The organism is Acuticoccus sp. MNP-M23 (assembly GCF_031195445.1).
Taxonomy (GTDB): domain Bacteria; phylum Pseudomonadota; class Alphaproteobacteria; order Rhizobiales; family Amorphaceae; genus Acuticoccus.
This window is the reverse complement of sequence record NZ_CP133480.1, coordinates 4,840,905-4,856,925: the sequence shown is the minus strand read 5'-3', so window position 1 is coordinate 4,856,925 and position 16,021 is coordinate 4,840,905. Positions and strand designations below refer to the sequence as shown.

At 68.2% G+C, this 16,021-nt stretch carries 13 protein-coding genes; 9 read left to right on the top strand and 4 right to left on the bottom strand.

The genetic code is table 11. The features are described 5' to 3' along the window. Window positions 1-26 precede the first annotated feature (26 nt). A complete protein-coding gene (locus RDV64_RS22330) occupies window positions 27-1,031 on the top strand; it encodes a hypothetical protein (protein ID WP_309197177.1) in 1,005 nt (334 codons plus the stop codon). Between the two features lie 33 nt (window positions 1,032-1,064). On the opposite strand, the gene RDV64_RS22325 is transcribed toward RDV64_RS22330, so the two are convergent. From RDV64_RS22325 to RDV64_RS22310, 4 genes are all read right to left on the bottom strand, one after another. Continuing rightward, a complete protein-coding gene (locus RDV64_RS22325; RefSeq protein ID WP_309197176.1) occupies window positions 1,065-3,116 on the bottom strand; it encodes a hypothetical protein in 2,052 nt (683 codons plus the stop codon). Continuing rightward, window positions 3,113-5,902 (bottom strand): DUF4159 domain-containing protein, encoded by a 2,790-nt coding sequence (locus RDV64_RS22320; RefSeq protein ID WP_309197175.1) that lies wholly within the window; start codon window positions 5,900-5,902, stop codon window positions 3,113-3,115. Before RDV64_RS22320 ends, RDV64_RS22325 begins: the two co-directional genes overlap by 4 nt. 78 nt (window positions 5,903-5,980) lie before the next feature. Further along, window positions 5,981-6,892 carry a DUF58 domain-containing protein gene (locus tag RDV64_RS22315; RefSeq protein WP_309197174.1) on the bottom strand — a complete coding sequence of 304 codons (912 nt, stop codon included), beginning with the start codon at window positions 6,890-6,892 and terminating at the stop codon, window positions 5,981-5,983. A gap of 2 nt (window positions 6,893-6,894) precedes the next feature. Then, window positions 6,895-7,893 (bottom strand): MoxR family ATPase, encoded by a 999-nt coding sequence (locus RDV64_RS22310; RefSeq protein ID WP_309197173.1) that lies wholly within the window; start codon window positions 7,891-7,893, stop codon window positions 6,895-6,897. 174 nt (window positions 7,894-8,067) lie between these two features. Here RDV64_RS22310 and RDV64_RS22305 point away from each other — a divergent pair, with 174 nt between their 5' ends. From RDV64_RS22305 to RDV64_RS22270, 8 genes are all read left to right on the top strand, one after another. Further along, window positions 8,068-8,637, top strand: a complete 570-nt coding sequence (locus RDV64_RS22305) for a DUF1285 domain-containing protein (protein WP_309197172.1) — start codon at window positions 8,068-8,070, stop codon at window positions 8,635-8,637. Further along, a complete protein-coding gene (locus RDV64_RS22300; RefSeq protein ID WP_309197171.1) occupies window positions 8,634-9,329 on the top strand; it encodes a CoA pyrophosphatase in 696 nt (231 codons plus the stop codon). Before RDV64_RS22305 ends, RDV64_RS22300 begins: the two co-directional genes overlap by 4 nt. After that, window positions 9,326-9,598, top strand: a complete 273-nt coding sequence (locus tag RDV64_RS22295) for a DUF6111 family protein (RefSeq protein WP_309197170.1) — start codon at window positions 9,326-9,328, stop codon at window positions 9,596-9,598. The genes RDV64_RS22300 and RDV64_RS22295 overlap by 4 nt, the downstream gene beginning before the upstream one ends. A 194-nt stretch (window positions 9,599-9,792) precedes the next feature. Then, the gene (locus RDV64_RS22290; protein WP_309197169.1) at window positions 9,793-11,019 is read left to right on the top strand and encodes a CCA tRNA nucleotidyltransferase; all 1,227 of its coding nucleotides are present in this window, start codon (window positions 9,793-9,795) and stop codon (window positions 11,017-11,019) included. A gap of 108 nt (window positions 11,020-11,127) precedes the next feature. Beyond that, on the top strand, window positions 11,128-11,781 hold the full coding sequence (locus tag RDV64_RS22285; protein ID WP_309197168.1) for a GNAT family N-acetyltransferase: 654 nt from the start codon (window positions 11,128-11,130) through the stop codon (window positions 11,779-11,781). Between the two features lie 129 nt (window positions 11,782-11,910). Beyond that, entirely contained in the window at window positions 11,911-12,837 is a 927-nt protein-coding gene (gene htpX / locus RDV64_RS22280; RefSeq protein WP_309197167.1) for a zinc metalloprotease HtpX, read from the top strand. Continuing rightward, complete coding sequence (locus tag RDV64_RS22275) at window positions 12,828-14,186, top strand: transcription antitermination factor NusB (protein WP_309197166.1); 1,359 nt, start codon at window positions 12,828-12,830, stop codon at window positions 14,184-14,186. Before htpX ends, RDV64_RS22275 begins: the two co-directional genes overlap by 10 nt. A 105-nt stretch (window positions 14,187-14,291) precedes the next feature. Further along, complete coding sequence (locus tag RDV64_RS22270) at window positions 14,292-16,007, top strand: heparinase II/III family protein (RefSeq protein ID WP_309197165.1); 1,716 nt, start codon at window positions 14,292-14,294, stop codon at window positions 16,005-16,007. Window positions 16,008-16,021: the final 14 nt, after the last annotated feature.

The following is a 16,021-nucleotide window of genomic DNA, read 5'->3' as shown; positions in this document are numbered from 1 at the left end:
TTTCGCGCCGGGGCATTGCGCACGATGTGACCAAGCCGCTGCTGCCGGACATCTATCAGACGCAGAAGTACAGGCCGCTCAACAGCAACAACGATGTCGTCTGGGTCGGGGCCGGGGACAATGGCTGTACCGGCTGTCATGGCATCGGGGCCGTCGCCGAGGGCAATGGTTACCGGATCGGCCGCGTGAACGCGCTGGCAAGCGGCACATCGCAAAGCCTCCGCGCGCGCAGGCCGTCACCCACGCAAAGCACCTACGACGACTTCATGGTCGGCAAGATCCGCGACGTGATCAGCAACGACTGCATCTCCGGTGGGGACGACCGGTGCGAGGCATGGCGGCGCGGCATCGCCAGAGCCGAACTCGCGGCACTGACGGCGTGTGCCGCAAATCCCGCCTCAAGCGGATGTGAGATCAAGGAGCCGCCGTTGGTGCCGCCGCACCCCGGCAACGGACTGAGCGCCAGGACCTATGATGGCAGGCCGGCCGATCCGACATCGATGCAGGGCCTGCATCTCATGAAACGCTACTCGTTGCAGACGGATGGCTGGTGCCTCAGCCCCGTTGACGCCACGATCGCGGATGGCACGCAGGTAAAGCAGGTGCTGTGCGAGGAAACCCGGAACAACAATTCCAAGAACTGGCTCTACGACAAGGACAGCGGCCTGATCCGAAGCGCGCAACACGCCGGAAAGTGTCTCGCTCTGAAGCCGAAATACATCGACCGAACCCGGCATGTTTCTTCTGACGAATTCTTCCGCGGCGCCGAACGGAATTATCATTATGGCAGCAAGTTGATTCTGCAGACCTGTGGCAACCGCGGACCCCACAACGACATCGAGATGGCATGGGTCGTCAGCGGGCAGAAGATCAGACTGAAGAACCGGAGCGGGACCTGCCTCAGCGGCGACTGGAACTACAGCCGCTTCGGAAGGAAGGTGACCGACGCCTATGGCGAACGGTGCTCGGCGCAGGGCAACGGGTCATTTTGGGTGCTGACCAAGGCGCTGACAATTGCGGATGCGCTCTGACGGCCCGCAACGCAGCGCGTCACGCGAGGGGCGTCAGCGCCCCTCGCGCCACCAGGTGCCGGAAACTGCGGCGAGCAGGATCGCAAGGCCGAGGAAGCCGGCGAACAGTGGGGTGCGGTCAACGCCGACCAGCTCGCTGGCCTCCGAGCGCTTGAGGCCCATCCAGTCTCCGCCCGCCATGGCCCGGCCGGGCGCGCGCAAGAGCACCCGCGGTGCCCCGTCGCCAGGGCCGACGCGGCGCACGGCACCCCGCGTGGCGGCGGCAATGGGGCCGAGCGCCTCAGTGTCGGAGCGCAGATCCTGGGCTTCAAGCGGGTTTGCGGGGCCGACGTGGCCCAGCGCGGTCAGCGTCCCGTCGGTGGCACGGTAAAGGCCCATGTCGGCCGCCTCGATCGACGCGCGCCACAGGCCGGGCGCTGCCTCTGCCAGCACGATTTCGGTTTCCTCGCCCGAAGGATCGGTGAGGGTGACGGGTTCTGCGGTTTCGGCCAGCGTCTGCCGTTCGATGAGAAGCGTGCCCGGCCCGGTCGTCAGCCGCAGCGCTTCTTCCTCAAGCTCCGGCTCCTTCATCAGCCAGTGCGACAGGCGGCGCAGGAGCTGAACGTGCGGGCCGCCGCCATCGTAGCCGCGCGCCCACAACCAGATGTGGTCCGACAGCATCATCGCCACGCGGCCTTCGCCTTCGCGCGACAGCACCACCAGCGGCGCGCCGTTTGCGCCGGTCATCACGGTCTCGCCACCCAGCTGCACGCTGTCGATCTGCCGGAACCAGCGGCTCCAGGTGGGGGGCTCGGCGTCGTCGCCGGGAAGGTCGCGGGTCACCGGGTGGCGTGCCCCCCGGTCGGACACTTCGGGGCGGAAGGGCTCTTCCACCACTTCGCCGGAGGGGGCGGCGGGCAAGGCAATTCCGAGCGGCGTGTTGTAGATGGAGCGCGAGCCGGCATAGTCCGGCCCGGCGGCAATCAGCACCGCGCCGCCATTCAGGACATATTGGGCGATGTTATCGAAGTAGAGCGCGGGCAACACGTTGCGGCGCTGGTACCGGTCGAAGACGATGAGGTCGAACTCGTCGATCTTCTGGCTGAAGAGTTCGCGCGTTGGAAACGCAATCAGCGAGAGTTCGTTGATGGGCGTGCCGTCCTGCTTTTCCGGCGGGCGCAGGATGGTGAAGTGGACGAGATCCACCGCAGCGTCCGACTTGAGGAGGTTGCGCCACGTCCGCTCGCCCGCATGCGGTTCGCCGGAGACCAGAAGCACGCGCAGATTTTCGCGCACGCCCTCCACAATGGCGACGGCGGTGTTGTTGACGGCGGTCAGCTCGCCCTCCACGGGCGCCACCTCGAACTGGAAGAAATTGTCGCCGCCATGGTCGATGGGCGCGGCAATGGACACGTCCTCGCCAATTTCCACCTCGCGCTCTTCGGCAAGGACGTCGTCCACCTTCACGGTGAGCGTTACCATTTCGCCCTCGGTGGCTGCGTCTTCCACCCGCACCACGATCGTCTGCATGCTGTCGACGAGGCCGAAGCGGGGGGCGGCCACGATCTCGACGCGGCGGTCCCGCTCGTCCGGCGAGCCGGTGATGAGAGCGTGGATCGGAGCGTCGAACGGCGGGTCGGCCGGAATGTCGTGGACCTGACCGTCGGTGATGAGGACAGCCCCGGCAATCCGGTCGGGCGGAACGTCGGACAGGAGGTCGCTGAGCGGGGTGAAGAGGACCGTGCCGTCGCGGTCGGGGGCGGGGCGGTCGATGGTGACGGTGCGCACATCGAGGCCGGGGGTGGCTTCGAGGCGGGCAAGCACCGAGGCGGCCATGGCGTCGGCGTCATCGGCCCGGCCGGCGGCACGCTGGCTCTGGCTGCGGTCGACCACCACGGCGACGACACCGTCCAGCGGTTCGCGTACCTCGCTCTGGAGCGCGGGGTTGAGGAGGGCGAGCGCGAACGCTGCCACGGCCAGAAGCCGGACCAGCGACCCGCGAACCCGCCGCGCAACGCCGAGTGCGCACAAGATGAAGCCGACCGCGGCAAAGATCGCGACTGCGGCAAACGGGATGAACGGCGCGAAGGTGAAGGCGGTGTTCATTGGCCAAGTCGCTCCAGCAGCGCGGGGATGTGAACCTGGTCGGCCTTGTAGTTCCCGGTCATGGTGTAGAGCGCGATGTTCACGCCCGAACGCATGGCCATTTCGCGCTGGTAGGGATCGTTGGGCACTGTGGGGAACATGAAGCCGCCATCGGGGGACATGGCCCAGGCGCCGGCAAAATCGTTGGCCGTGATGAGGATGGGCGAGACCGAATCGCCCGCCCGCGCCGGCCGGTCGCCGCCCGCTTCACCGGCAAGCTGCTCGACCCACAACGGCCCGCCGGACCAGCGGCCCGGAAAGTCCTGCAACAGGTAGAACGTCTTCGTCAGCACATGGTCCTGGGGGACGGGCTCCAGCGCCGGAATGTCGAGCCCGTCGAGAATGCGGCGGAGCGCCTGCGTGGCGCCGGTCGGGCTGTTGCTGATCGCAGCGCCTGCCTGATCGCGCGTGTCGAACAGGATCGTGCCGCCATTCTTCATGTAGGCGTCGACCTTGGCGATGGCGGTGTCCGACGGGCGCTCGGCGGCAGCGTCGATGGGCCAGTAGAGGAGCGGGAAGAACGCCAGATCGTCCGTCTCGATGTTGACCGCCATGGGGGCACCTGGCTCCACCGCGGTGCGGCGTGTCAGCTCCAGCGAGAGGCCGGTGAGGCCCGCTTCGCTGACGCGGTCCACCGCGGCATTGCCGGTGGCGACGTAGCCAAGGCGGGTGCGCAGCGAGGCTTCCATGGCAAAGCGCAAGGCAGCGTCGCTGTCGGCTGCGCTCGCGCTTGCGGCAGGCGGCGTCGGGACCGGATCGCCAGTTTGCGCGTGCGCGTCGACCGACAGGGTTGCGGCGAAGGCAAGCGCCAGCGCGGCGACGGCGCGGCGGCGGAACGCGCCCATCAGAAACAGGAGCGCCGCGGCATCCACCAGCAGCAGAAGAGCGGCGGCAGAGAGAAGCGCGCCGCGCAGCTCCGTCGGTCCCTCGCTGGTGAACGGAAGCACGGCGGCACCGTCGAAGGCGGCGGGCTGGAGGGCTGCCAGCCGCTCGCCATCGGCCAGGAGGTTGACGGCGCGGAAGGCGCCGTCGGCGCCGTAAAGGCCTGGCGGATGTTTGGGGCCGATCAGCGCGGCACCCGCCGGCAGAGGCTCCACCATGGGTCCCGGCGGAACGAGGCGGCCAAGGCCGTCCAGCATCCGGTATGGCGGCAACGCCGGGCCGGTCTCTGACGCGGGGCCCATCGCGGCCGAAAGATCCACCACCCGCCGCAGCATTTCGACGAAGCTTGCCGACAAAGGCAGCGTCGACCACGACGTGTCTGCCGTGACGTGGAAGAACACCACCGCACCCGCGCCCACCGACCGGCCGGTGACGAACGGCGTGCCGTCCGCCAGCGAGGCCCATGTGCGCTCGGTGACGGCAATAGAGGGCTCGGCCAGAAGCTGGCGGTTGACGGTCACGTCGGTGGGAACGGGAAGGCCGGCGAACGGGCCGTCTTCGTTGAAGTCGGCCAGCGGTTGCGGGTCGTTCCACGAGAGGGTGCCGCCCAGCGTCCGGGCGCCCTTGCGCATCGCGACGGGGACGAGATCGTCCATGCCGTCTGCGGTGCGGGGGCCGGCGAAGCGCACCAGCACGCCGCCTGCGTTGATCCAGCGGGCGAGCGCATCCTGCGTGGCGGGAAGGAGGTTGCCGACGTCGGTCAGCATGATGACGGAGGTGCCGGCGTCGATCAGCTCGTCCACCGCCGTGGGGAGGGCGCGGGCGGCAGGCTCGCGCAGGTCCGACGAGGGGGCGAGCGCTGCGTGCAGGAAATGGAGCGGCGACAGGAGCGGCTGCGCAAGGTCCGCCGATCCGCCGGAGATCAGCCCGACGGTGCGGCGGCGGAAGCGTTCGTCCAGCAGGCGCACGGCGGCGGTGTTGCGTGCGCCGTCCACGGACACGCGCACGGCGTCGTTGCGCAGCTCGGTGGGCAGCGCCAGCGTTGCGGTTGCGGTGGTATCGCCGATTGTGAACGGGGCATCGTCCGTCGCCAGCACGAAGCCCTTGGCGTCGAGGACGCTGACGCGGCGGGGAAGACCACCGGGGTCGGCGTCCGCAGTCAGCGTGACGTTCATGCCGTCGGCCGTGCCTTCGATGCTGGAGACGCCGATGATCCGTCCCGCGTCCGCTGCAAAGATCCGCACAGGTGTGGCGCTGGCGCCCGCGAGTGCTTCGAAGAAGGCGGTGTCGTCGTCAGGCTCGCCGGCAAGGCCGTCGGTCAGCCACACCGCGCCGCCGAACTCGGTTTCGGCGACACGCGGAGCGAGGGCGCCGCGGGCAGCGCGCCAGGGGTTCGGCGACAGGCTACGCAGCGCCTCGCGGGCGGCGCCTGCGTCCACCGCATTCAGCGGTGCATCGGCATTGGCTGTGGGCAGGATGACGATGGTGCGCGTGGCCGCCTCGGCCTGGTTGACGAGCCGCTCGGCGCGGTCCAGCCGCTGATCCCAGTCGTCTGCTGCGGCAAACGTGTCGTCGATGGCAATGAGCAGCGGGCCGTTGCCGATGGGGGCGGCGGTCTCCGGCCGCAGGATCGGCTGGGCCAGTGCGATGATGACAAGCGCTGCCAGCGCCAGACGGACGAGCATCAGCCACCACGGCGTGCGCGACGGTGTCTCGTCCCGTTTCATCAGGCGCATCAGGAGGCGCGTGGGGGCGAACGCCACATCCTGCGGTTTTGGCGGGGTCGCCCGCAGGAGCCACCACAGGACCGGCAGCAGGAGGAGCGCCCAGAGGACGGCCGGTGCGCCGAAGGCGAGAGCGGTCATGGCGAATACCTCATGCGGCGCGGGCGAGCGCCCCGGACTTTACACTGTGGTCGCAGATGCAACCCCTGATTACAACGGTCATGCGGGACGGTCATCTCCGGACAATGCTGCCCGAAGGGCAAGCAGCGCCGGCGCGGCGGACGTGTCGGTGTGGTGGACGATGAGGCTGGACCCCAGCCGGCGTGCCTGCGCGGCCAGCTCGGCCTTGTGCGCGGCCAGCGTGTCGCGGTAGCCGCTGGCCCACGCTTCCGCCTTGCCCACAAGGAAGGCCAGGCCGGACTCCGGGTCCACGAACCGCGTGCGGCCGCCGAACGGAAAACGCTCTTCCACCGGGTCGAGCACCTGCACCAGATGGGTTCGCGCCCCGCGGGCCGCCAGTGTGGTGAACACCTCGTCCCACTCGTCCAGCGGGTCCAGAAAGTCGCCGATCAACACAACGTCCGCGTTTCGGCGGATGGCGCCGAGCGACGGGCGTGCGGCGTTGGCGTCCACTTCCATCAGGTTTTCGGCAATGCGGTCGGCAGCGTTGCGGCGGGCGCCGGGGGGAGGGCCGCCCAGAAGGCCGATCCGCTCGCCGCCGCGACCCAGAAGGTCGGCAAGCGCCAGCAGGAGCACCACGGCCCGAGCCTCCTTGGACGCGGTGGCAAGGCGTGATCTTGCGCGCATCGAGGCGGTGCGGTCCACCCACATGAGAACGGTGTGGGCCGCCTCCCACTCACGCTCGCGCACCAGCAGGGTGTCGTCGCGGGCGGAGCGCCGCCAGTCGATCCGGCGGGCCGGCTCGCCGTACTCGAACGGGCGGAACTGCCAGAAGGTCTCGCCGGTGCCGGCGCGGCGGCGGCCATGCCAGCCGGCGGCAACCGACGCTGCAACCCGCCGCGCCTCGACCAGAAGGTCGGGCAGGTTGGCGGCCGCCTCCTTGGCGGCGAGCATGGCAAACTCGGGGGCGGCGCCGGTGTCCGTATCCGGGCCCGCGCGGCGGCCGAACATGGCTAGAGCCTCGCTGCAAGTTCGGTGATGATGCCCTTGATGGTGCGCCCCTCGGCCCGCGCGCCGTAGGTGAGCGCCATGCGGTGCTGGAGCACGGGCTCGGCCAGCGCCGAAACGTCTTCGCGCGACGGGGCAAGACGCCCGTCCAGCAGCGCGCGGGCTCTGGTCGCCAGCATCAGCGCCTGACTGGCACGGGGGCCGGGGCCCCACGCGATCTGGCCCGTGAATTCGTCGTCCTCTTCAGGCCGTGCGCTGCGCACCAGGTCGAGAATGGCCTCCACCACGCTTTCGCCAACCGGTAGCCGGCGAACCAGCGCCTGCAGGCCCATCAGCTCGTCGCGCGTCAGGACAGCGCGCGCCTCCGCATCGTCCATGCCGGTGGTTTCCACCAGAATGCGGCGCTCGGCGTCGCGGTCCGGATAGTCCACGTCGATCTGCATCAAAAAGCGGTCGAGCTGGGCTTCGGGCAGGGGGTAGGTGCCTTCCTGCTCCAGCGGGTTCTGCGTGGCGAGGACGTGGAACGGGGTCGGCAGCGCGTGGGGCTGGCCGGCAATGGTCACGAAGCCTTCCTGCATCGCCTGCAGAAGGGCGGACTGGGTGCGCGGCGACGCGCGGTTGATCTCGTCGGCCATCAGAAGCTGGGCGAAGATCGGACCCTGAATGAAGCGGAACGCCCGCTCGCCGTTATCGGCCTGCTCCAGCACTTCGGCGCCCAGAATGTCGGACGGCATCAGATCCGGTGTGAACTGGATGCGCCGTTCCTCCAGGCCAAGGACGGTGCCGAGGGTGGCGACGAGCTTGGTCTTGGCAAGGCCGGGCAGGCCCACAAGCAGGGCATGGCCGCCGCAAAGGACAGCGATCAGCGAGCGTTCGACAACATCACTCTGGCCGAAGATGAGGCGGTCCACCTCGCCCTTCGCCTCGCCGAGACGGTCGACGGCGGCTTCGGCATCGGCCGCGAGTGCGTCGTCGTTGCGCTCCAGAAGCACGGATTCGTTCATCAAGCATCCCTCCGAGAGCCCGAGCGGGGCCAACAACCGGGTCAGTAAAAGCAAGGGTCGCAGCGGCGTCGCCTAACCATTTGTCCATGGTGTGGCGTGCGCCGACGGGCGCATTACGTCGTGTTTGGTGTAGGGTCGCCGATCGAGGCGGCGGATGCAACGGAGGGATGCGGATTGACTGGTGCCGACGGGGCGGATGCCCACGCTGCGGGCAGGCTCGCAGATCTTCTCGCCCACGCTGGCGAACTGGGGGGGCGCGCAGCCCCGGTCCACCTGTGGGATCCGCCCCATTGCGGTGCGATTCCCATGCGCATCGACGCGGGCGGAACATGGCATTATGGCGGCTCCCCGATCCGGCGTGAGGCGATGGTGCGGCTGTTTGCCTCCGTCCTGCGCCGCGAGGCCGATGGCAGCATCGTCCTCGTCACCCCGGCGGAGAAAGTGGCGATTGTTGTGGACGACGCGCCCTTCCAGGCCGTGGAAATGGCCGTGGCCGGAGAGGGCGACGCCGCCGCCATCACGCTGCGCACCAATATCGGCGACCTGGTAACCGCGGACGCAGAGCACCCCTTGCGCCTCACCGAAGACGATGCGGGCGGTTTCGTGCCTTACGTGACCGTGCGCGGCGGGCTGGAGGCACGGTTTACCCGCCCGCTGGCGCTGGAGCTTGCTGACGAGATCGTGACCCATGAGGGCCGGGGCGGGATCTGGAGCGGCGGCAAATTCTTTCCCGTCCCGCAATGACGCGCGCCGATACCGCGCCCGACGGTCCCGTTGCCATCGGTGTGGCGGCGGCCGACCGCAGCGACCCGGTGATTGCCGAAATTGCCGCCCGCGCAGCCCGCCTTCTGCCGCCCGGCACCGCGCCGGACACCGCTGCTGCCCGGTTCGGCGACCATGTGCTGAACCCGTCCTTTGCCGGCAGCGGCACCCGCCCGCCGCGGGCTGCCGCCGTATTGATGGCGCTCGGGCGCGATGCGGCAGACGGCACCCCGGTAATGCTTCTTACCGAGCGCGCCACTCACCTTGCGGCCCATCCGGGGCAGGTTGCGCTGCCGGGCGGCAAGATCGAAGCCGGTGAAACGCCGGCCGAAACCGCGCTGCGCGAAGCCCACGAGGAGATCGACCTTCTGCCCGCTGCGGTGGAGGTGCTCGGCGTCGGGGACGCCTACCACACGCGCACCGGCTTTGTGGTGGTGCCGGTTCTGGGCCTTCTTGCGCGCCCTGCGACACTGACTCCGGCGCCGGGGGAGGTGGCGTCCGTGTTCACGGCGCCCTATCAACAGGTCATGACCCTTGCCAATCACCGCGAGGTTCGCGTCACCCGCGACGGTCTGGAGCGGACCTATTTCGAGGTCATGTCCGGCCAGAAGCGGATCTGGGGCGTAACCGCCGGTATCCTCCGCCTCATGCACGGGAAGCTCTACGGCCCATGATCCGCGTCATCATCACACAGATCGTTCTGTTTCTGCTGCCGTTTCTGGCGTTCTTCGTCTACCGCGTCGCCACCGAGGGGTGGACCGGTGCACGGGTCGCCGGCTTCGGCCGCGCCACCTTCTTTCTCATCATTGCCGGTGGCCTTCTGGTGGTGGCGGGCTTCATCGCCTTTGCCGTCCTCGGCGGGCAGGATCAGGGCGTTTATGTGCCCGCGCAGTACCGCGACGGCGTGCTCGTCCCCTCCGAAATGCGATCTCCTGACAATTGAAATGATTGTCAAAATCAATTGAAAGGAAACAATCGAACCACGGTGAGGTGTGTTGTTGCTCTCCCGTGGTATCGCGCCTAGTGTCCTGCAAGTAAAAGAACAAATGCCGGCTTGGCGTATCGTCATGGGTCGATCTTCGGCCCCTTGCCCGGCATCTGGTGCATGCGCGGCGTTGGCAAAATGGGCTTGGGTTAATGAATGAGTTCGCGCTTCCCGCATTCTGGCTGAACGGCGGTCCGTTGCGCAGCCTCCTCAAGGTGCTGAACCGGGAGGGCGAGGCGCGGGTGGTGGGCGGCGCGGTGCGCAACAGCGTGCTCGGCTTTCCGCCAGGCGACATCGACATTGCGACCGACCTGGCGCCGGAGCGGGTCGAGCGGGCGAGCCGCAGGGCCGGGTTCGCGGTTCACCCCACCGGCGTTGCCCATGGCACGCTCACCATTGTTGCCGAGGGCCAGCCCTTCGAGGTCACCACGCTGCGCGAAGACGTGGAGACCGATGGCCGGCACGCCACGGTGCGCTTCACGGACAGCTGGGAAGTGGACGCCATGCGGCGCGACTTCACTATGAATGCTCTTTACGTGGACGCTGAAGGCCACGGCGTCGATTATGTGGGCGGCTACCGCGACTGTCTGGACCAGCGGGTGCGCTTCATCGGCGACCCCGCCGCGCGGATCGGCGAAGACCACCTGCGCATCCTGCGTTTCTTCCGCTTTCATGCCTTCTACGGCAGCGGCGCGCCCGACGCCGAGGGGCTGGCCGCGGTGCGCGCGCACAAGGCGTCCATCGCATCGCTTGCGGTGGAGCGCGTCACCAACGAAATGATGCGGCTGGTCAAGGCGCCGGGCGCTGCCGACGTGATGGACGAGATTGCCGCAGAGGACATTCTCGCGCCCTTCTTTTCCGAGCGCCCTGCGGCAGATTGCTACCGGGCCCTGTGTGCTGCAGAGCGCAAGACCGGGCGGCCGCTCAGTGAAACGCTGGCATTCCTCTCTCTCGTCCGTTTCGACGGACCGGCGTTCGATGCGCTGGCGACCCGGCTCAAGCTTTCCCGGCGGATGCGCGGGCGCGGGCTTGCCGCCGTTGCGGCAGCGCGCGAGATGCCGCCCCGCTCGGTTCCCCACGTGCGTGCCCTCCTTTATGAGCACGGCGCCGACGCCTTCACCGATGGGCTGATCGTGGCGCTGGCCCTTGGTGCCGATGTGATCGACCTGCCGACCCTTCTGGCTGAGGCGCGCAAATGGGCGCGCCCGCGCTTTCCGGTCGGCGGGCACGACCTGATGGAGCAGGGCGGAGAAGGCGGCGCGGAGCTTGGCGAGCGGTTGCGGCGGCTGGAGCGGATGTGGCGCGACAGCGACTTTTCGCTGAACCGGCAAGCGCTCCTCGCGCTCGACCGGGAGATGGTCGACACCCAGGCGCGGTGACGCCGCCGTTTTGCACATACCGCCTTTGACCTTGGCCGGCCGGTGTGTGACACAATGGTCGCCGCCAGAGTGGGCGGTCATTTTGCCGTTTCGCCAGGTGCCCCAGCCATGACCGCCATTTCCGTCGACGCCATCCCCCCCGAAAACATCGTCAAGCAGGGGGCGGACTGGATGCTGGTGGCGCCCGTGCCGGACTCTCTGGCACCGGCGGCGGCCCGCTACTCGGTGGCACAGCGCGCCACCCTCAACCGCATTGTCGGCCTGCCGGAAGTGCGAGAGGAGCTGCTCGGCAACAGGCTCCGGCAAGACCGTGTGTGCATTGCCATCGTCGAGGGGCAGATTGCGGGCCTGATTTCCTACCGCATGGACAATGAGGGCTCGGTCTGGCCCGACCCGGCCCGCTACCGTGCCCATTTCGGCCCGCTCAGCGGTTCTATCCGTTATCTTCTGACGCAGGCTTCCCTGAAGCGCGGCGGCGCGGACGAACTCTATCTCGAAGGGTTCAAGGTGGACGCCATTGCGCGGGGCCGCGGGATCGGCAAGTCTCTCCTGCACTGGCTTGGCGACGAGGTGGTGCGCCGGGGCAAGCGCGCCTGGCTGACGGAAGCAAGCAGCACGGCTGACGCGGCAATCTACGTCTACAAGTCCGTCGGCGCGGAGATTGTGAAGACCATTTCGCTCGGGCCCCTCGGCTACGTGTTCGACCGGCACAAAATCGTCGTGATGCGCTGGACGCCGCCTGCCGATAAAAACGAAACCTGATTCAAAAATTCGCCGCAATTTAAGCGTGATTTGGACCGTACGGTCTGAATTGACGTTTTTAAATATATTGCGTGTCACGATGGATCACCAATATTCATCGTTCACCAAGAACGAGTGCGGTGAACGTCAATGAACTATTTCAAGACGGCTTTGCTGCTGGCCGGTTTGACAGCGGTCTTCATGGGGGTCGGCGCGGTGATCGGCGGTCAGCAGGGGATGCTGATTGCGCTTGCCGTGGCTGTCGCCATGAATGTCTACTCGTACTGGAATTCGGACAAGATCGTCCTGAAGATGCACCAAGCGCGGGAGGTCGACGAACGGACCGCGCCAGAATATTACGGCATCGTGCGCGAGCTTGCGGCCCGGGCCCAGCTGCCCATGCCGCGCGTCTTCATTCTGGACGAAGACCAGCCCAATGCGTTTGCCACCGGCCGCAATCCGGACAATGCGGCCGTTGCCGCCACCCGCGGCCTCCTCAAGCTGATGACGCGCGAGGAAGTGGCCGGCGTGATGGCCCATGAGCTCGCCCACATCAAGAACCGCGACACGCTGATCATGACGATCACCGCGACCCTTGCGGGTGCGGTCTCGATGCTGTCGAACTTTGCGTTCCTGTTCGGCCGCAACCGCAACAATCCGCTGGGCATCATCGGCGTTATTCTGGCAATGATCGTGGCACCGCTGGCGGCGATGGTGGTACAGATGGCCATCAGCCGCACGCGCGAATATTCGGCCGACCGTCTGGGCGGGGAAATCTGCGGGCGGCCGATGTGGCTGGCCGACGCCCTTGCCAAACTGGAACGGGGCCGGCAGATCCCCAACGACGAAGCGGAGGCCGTTCCGGCGACGGCCCATCTCTTCATCATCAACCCCTTGTCCGGCGCGCGGATGGATAGCTTGTTTTCCACACACCCCAATACGCAAAATCGTATCGAAAAATTGCGTGAATACGCGGCCGAGATCGGCGGCAAGCCTGCCTCTCTGAATGCGCCGTCCGGCCCGTGGAACCGCGGCGCCATCAAGAACGAGAAAAAGAGGCGCGGGCCTTGGGCATAGCGCCCGCCCCGCGGCGCCCCGGCAAGCCGCAGACATCGAGCGCCCGCCGCCCCCGTGCCCCGAAAGCCCTCGGGGGTGAGCCGCGCCGGGTTGCCGCCGAGATGGTTCTTGCCGTGTGCGAGGAAGAGGTGCCCCTGTCCGCCGTGATGGAGGGGGGGACCGACGCCGGTCTCTCCGGTCCGGACCAGGCGCTGGTGCGTGCCATCGTCCGTGCCACGGTCCGCCGCCGCGGCGACATCGACCATATCCTGTCCGCCCTCATGCAAAAGAAGCTGCCCAAGAAGGCGGGCATGGTGCGTGCCGTCCTGCGGATTTCGGCAGCCCAGCTCCTCTTCATGCGGCAGGCCGACCATGCCGCCGTCAACGTCGCCGTCGACCTTCTGAAATCGGACAGTGCGACCGGCGGCTTTGCCGGGCTCGCCAATGCCGTCCTGCGACGGCTCACCCGTGAGCGCGAGGATCTTGTCGCCGCGCTGCCGGTGGCGGCCAACACGCCGGACTGGCTGTTCAAGCGCTGGGTCGAGGCTTACGGCGCGGACGATGCCGCCGGGATGGCGCAGATCCATCGCACCGAGCCGCCGCTGGACCTTGCGCTTGCCCCCGGTGCAACGCCCCCGCCGGGCGCCATTGCGCTCCCCACCGGCGGCGTTCGCCTGGCGGCTGCCGGCGCGGTGGAACAGCTTGAGGGCTACGCCGATGGCGGCTGGTGGGTGCAGGACGTGGCCGCCCAGCTTCCGGCGCAGCTTCTGGGCGATGTCACCGGCCAGCATGTCCTCGACATGTGCGCAGCCCCCGGCGGCAAGACCATGCAGCTTGCCGCCGCCGGTGCGCGGGTGACCGCCGTGGAGGTGGATGCCGGCCGCGCCGACCGGCTGCGCACCAACCTTGCGCGGACGGGTCTGGCAGACCGGGTCGAGGTGCGCGTTGGCGATGCCGCCGCCATCGAAGGCACCTACGATGCCGTCCTTCTGGACGCGCCGTGCTCGTCCACCGGCACGCTGCGGCGCCAGCCGGACGTGGCATGGTCGAAGTCGCCGCAGGATATCGGCTCCGTGGCGCGCAGCCAGCGCGCGCTTCTGGCCCATGCAGCCACCCTCGTCGAGCCCGGCGGCAAGATCGTGCTTGCCACCTGTTCGCTGGAGCGGCAGGAGGGCGAGGCGCATCTGGGTTTCGTGCGGGTGCAGGTGCCGCAACTGCGGCTCGACCCGATCACGGAAGCGGACGGGATGGCCCACGCCTTTGCCACCGATGCCGGCACCTTGCGCACGCTGACTCACCTTCCGCTGCCGGGAACCGAAGGAATTGTCGGGCTAGACGGCTTCTTTGCGGCCCGCTTCGTGCGACAATAGCAAAAGCGTGCGCCGACCCCCGTTGCGGAGCGGCGCATAGGCGGCGAAAAGGTCGTCCATGATCGAGCCGTTCGACCAACCCGTTCCGCCTTGCAAGGCCCGTTGATGCGCCGCGTTCGACGGACCCATGTGACGCTGCCGGCGCTGGCCGGGCAGGCGATCCGCGTCAGCTTTGGCGCGGTGGTTGCCCGTGCGGGCGCCGCGCTGTGGCGGCGCACCCATTCGGTCGCGCCGCAGCGCATCCTGTTTGCGCCGGAAAGCCTTGCCGAATGCGATGCCGCGCAGTCGAGCGACATCTATGCCGGCGTGTTCCAGCTGGCGGGCGAGACGGTGGATACAGCCGGCGGCTCGCCATTCACCGCTCCGCCGCCCAGCGAGGAATGGGCAAAGGCGCTCCACAGCTTCACGTGGCTGGTGCATCTGGAGGCGACGGCGTCGCCGCTGTCCTCGTCCAACGCCCGCGCTCTGGTGGAGGAATGGCTGGTGTCGCGCGCGGCCAATGGACCGGCGGCGCAGGACCCCGCCGTGATGGCAGCGCGGCTCACGGCCTTTCTGGTGGAATCGCCGCTGCTCCTGTCGGGGGCGGAAGCCACCTTCCGGGCCGATTTCCTGCGCGCTCTCGGGCGGCACATGCGCAAGCTGGAGCGCCTGGCCGGCACCCTCGGCCTTTCCCTCACCAGGGCCGAGGTGCTGATTGCACTGGCGCTGGCCGGCACGGTGATTGCGGATCAGACGCGGCTGCAAAAGAGCGCGCTCGCCGCCCTTGCCGAAACGCTGGAGGCGCAGGTGTTGCCGGACGGGGGCCATGCCTCGCGCAGCCCGCAGGCGCTGGCCCGTCTCCTCACCACGCTCATTCCGCTGCGCGAGGCGCTGCTGCGCCGCCAGCAGCCGGTGCCGCCCCCCATCAACAGCGCCATCGACCGGATGATGCCGATGCTCCGCTTCTTCCAGCATGCGGACGGCAGGCTGGCTGCGTTCCACGGCGGCGCACCCACGCCGGACCACACGCTGGATGCAATCGAAAGCTTTGACGAGGTGCAGGGCCGCCCCACCGACAATGCCCGCTATAGCGGATTTCAGCGCCTGGAGGCGGGCGGCGGCGTGGTGTTGTTCGACACCGGCGTTGCCCCCCCGCCGCCCTATGCGCGGGAAGCCTGTGCCAGCGCGCTGTCGTTCGAATATTCCCATGAGGGGCAGACCCTTGTGGGCAACTGCGGCGCGCTGGGTCTCGTGCGGCCGCAGTGGGCGCGAGCGTCCCGCGCCACCGCTGCGCATACAACGCTTACGCTTGCCAACCGCTCCTCCGCGCGTATCCTCAGCCTGTGGCCGCTGACGCGCGTGTTCGGCCCGGTGCTGTTCGGCGGCCCGCGCAAGGTGGATGTGACGCGCGATGCCCTCTCCGCCGCTGCAACGCACGATGGCTACCACACCGCCTTCGGCATCACGCACGAGCGGACGCTGGTGCTCTCCGGCGATGGTCTCTACCTCGAAGGCACCGACAAGCTCATCGGCAACGACCGTCTCGCCGGCGCCAAGTTTGCCGTGCGCTTTCATCTGGGCGCCGGCATCCGCGTGCGTCTCGACAAGCCGCGCCGCAACGCGATGCTCCACATGGAAGACGGCGCAATCTGGCTCTTCACCCTCGACAAGGGGCCGGGGCTTGCCCTCGAGGAAAGCGTTGTCCTGACCCCGCAGCGCAAGCTGCGCCGCACTGCACAGGTGGTCATCGCTGGCAACACGTTGACCGATGACACGATCCGCTGGCACATCGCCCGTCATGCCGCACCGCTTGCGGACGATGAGACCGACGACGCCACCTGACCCGCACCCGCCAC

Coding starts and splice junctions, on each gene's coding strand:
- RDV64_RS22325 (WP_309197176.1), bottom strand. CDS start 3,116: ATGAACACCGCCTTCACCTTCGCGCCGTTCATCCCGTTTGCCGCAGTC.
- RDV64_RS22320 (WP_309197175.1), bottom strand. CDS start 5,902: ATGACCGCTCTCGCCTTCGGCGCACCGGCCGTCCTCTGGGCGCTCCTC.
- RDV64_RS22315 (WP_309197174.1), bottom strand. CDS start 6,892: ATGTTCGGCCGCCGCGCGGGCCCGGATACGGACACCGGCGCCGCCCCC.
- RDV64_RS22310 (WP_309197173.1), bottom strand. CDS start 7,893: ATGAACGAATCCGTGCTTCTGGAGCGCAACGACGACGCACTCGCGGCC.
- RDV64_RS22300 (WP_309197171.1), top strand. CDS start 8,634: ATGACGCGCGCCGATACCGCGCCCGACGGTCCCGTTGCCATCGGTGTG.
- RDV64_RS22295 (WP_309197170.1), top strand. CDS start 9,326: ATGATCCGCGTCATCATCACACAGATCGTTCTGTTTCTGCTGCCGTTT.
- RDV64_RS22290 (WP_309197169.1), top strand. CDS start 9,793: ATGAATGAGTTCGCGCTTCCCGCATTCTGGCTGAACGGCGGTCCGTTG.
- RDV64_RS22285 (WP_309197168.1), top strand. CDS start 11,128: ATGACCGCCATTTCCGTCGACGCCATCCCCCCCGAAAACATCGTCAAG.
- htpX (WP_309197167.1), top strand. CDS start 11,911: ATGAACTATTTCAAGACGGCTTTGCTGCTGGCCGGTTTGACAGCGGTC.
- RDV64_RS22270 (WP_309197165.1), top strand. CDS start 14,292: ATGCGCCGCGTTCGACGGACCCATGTGACGCTGCCGGCGCTGGCCGGG.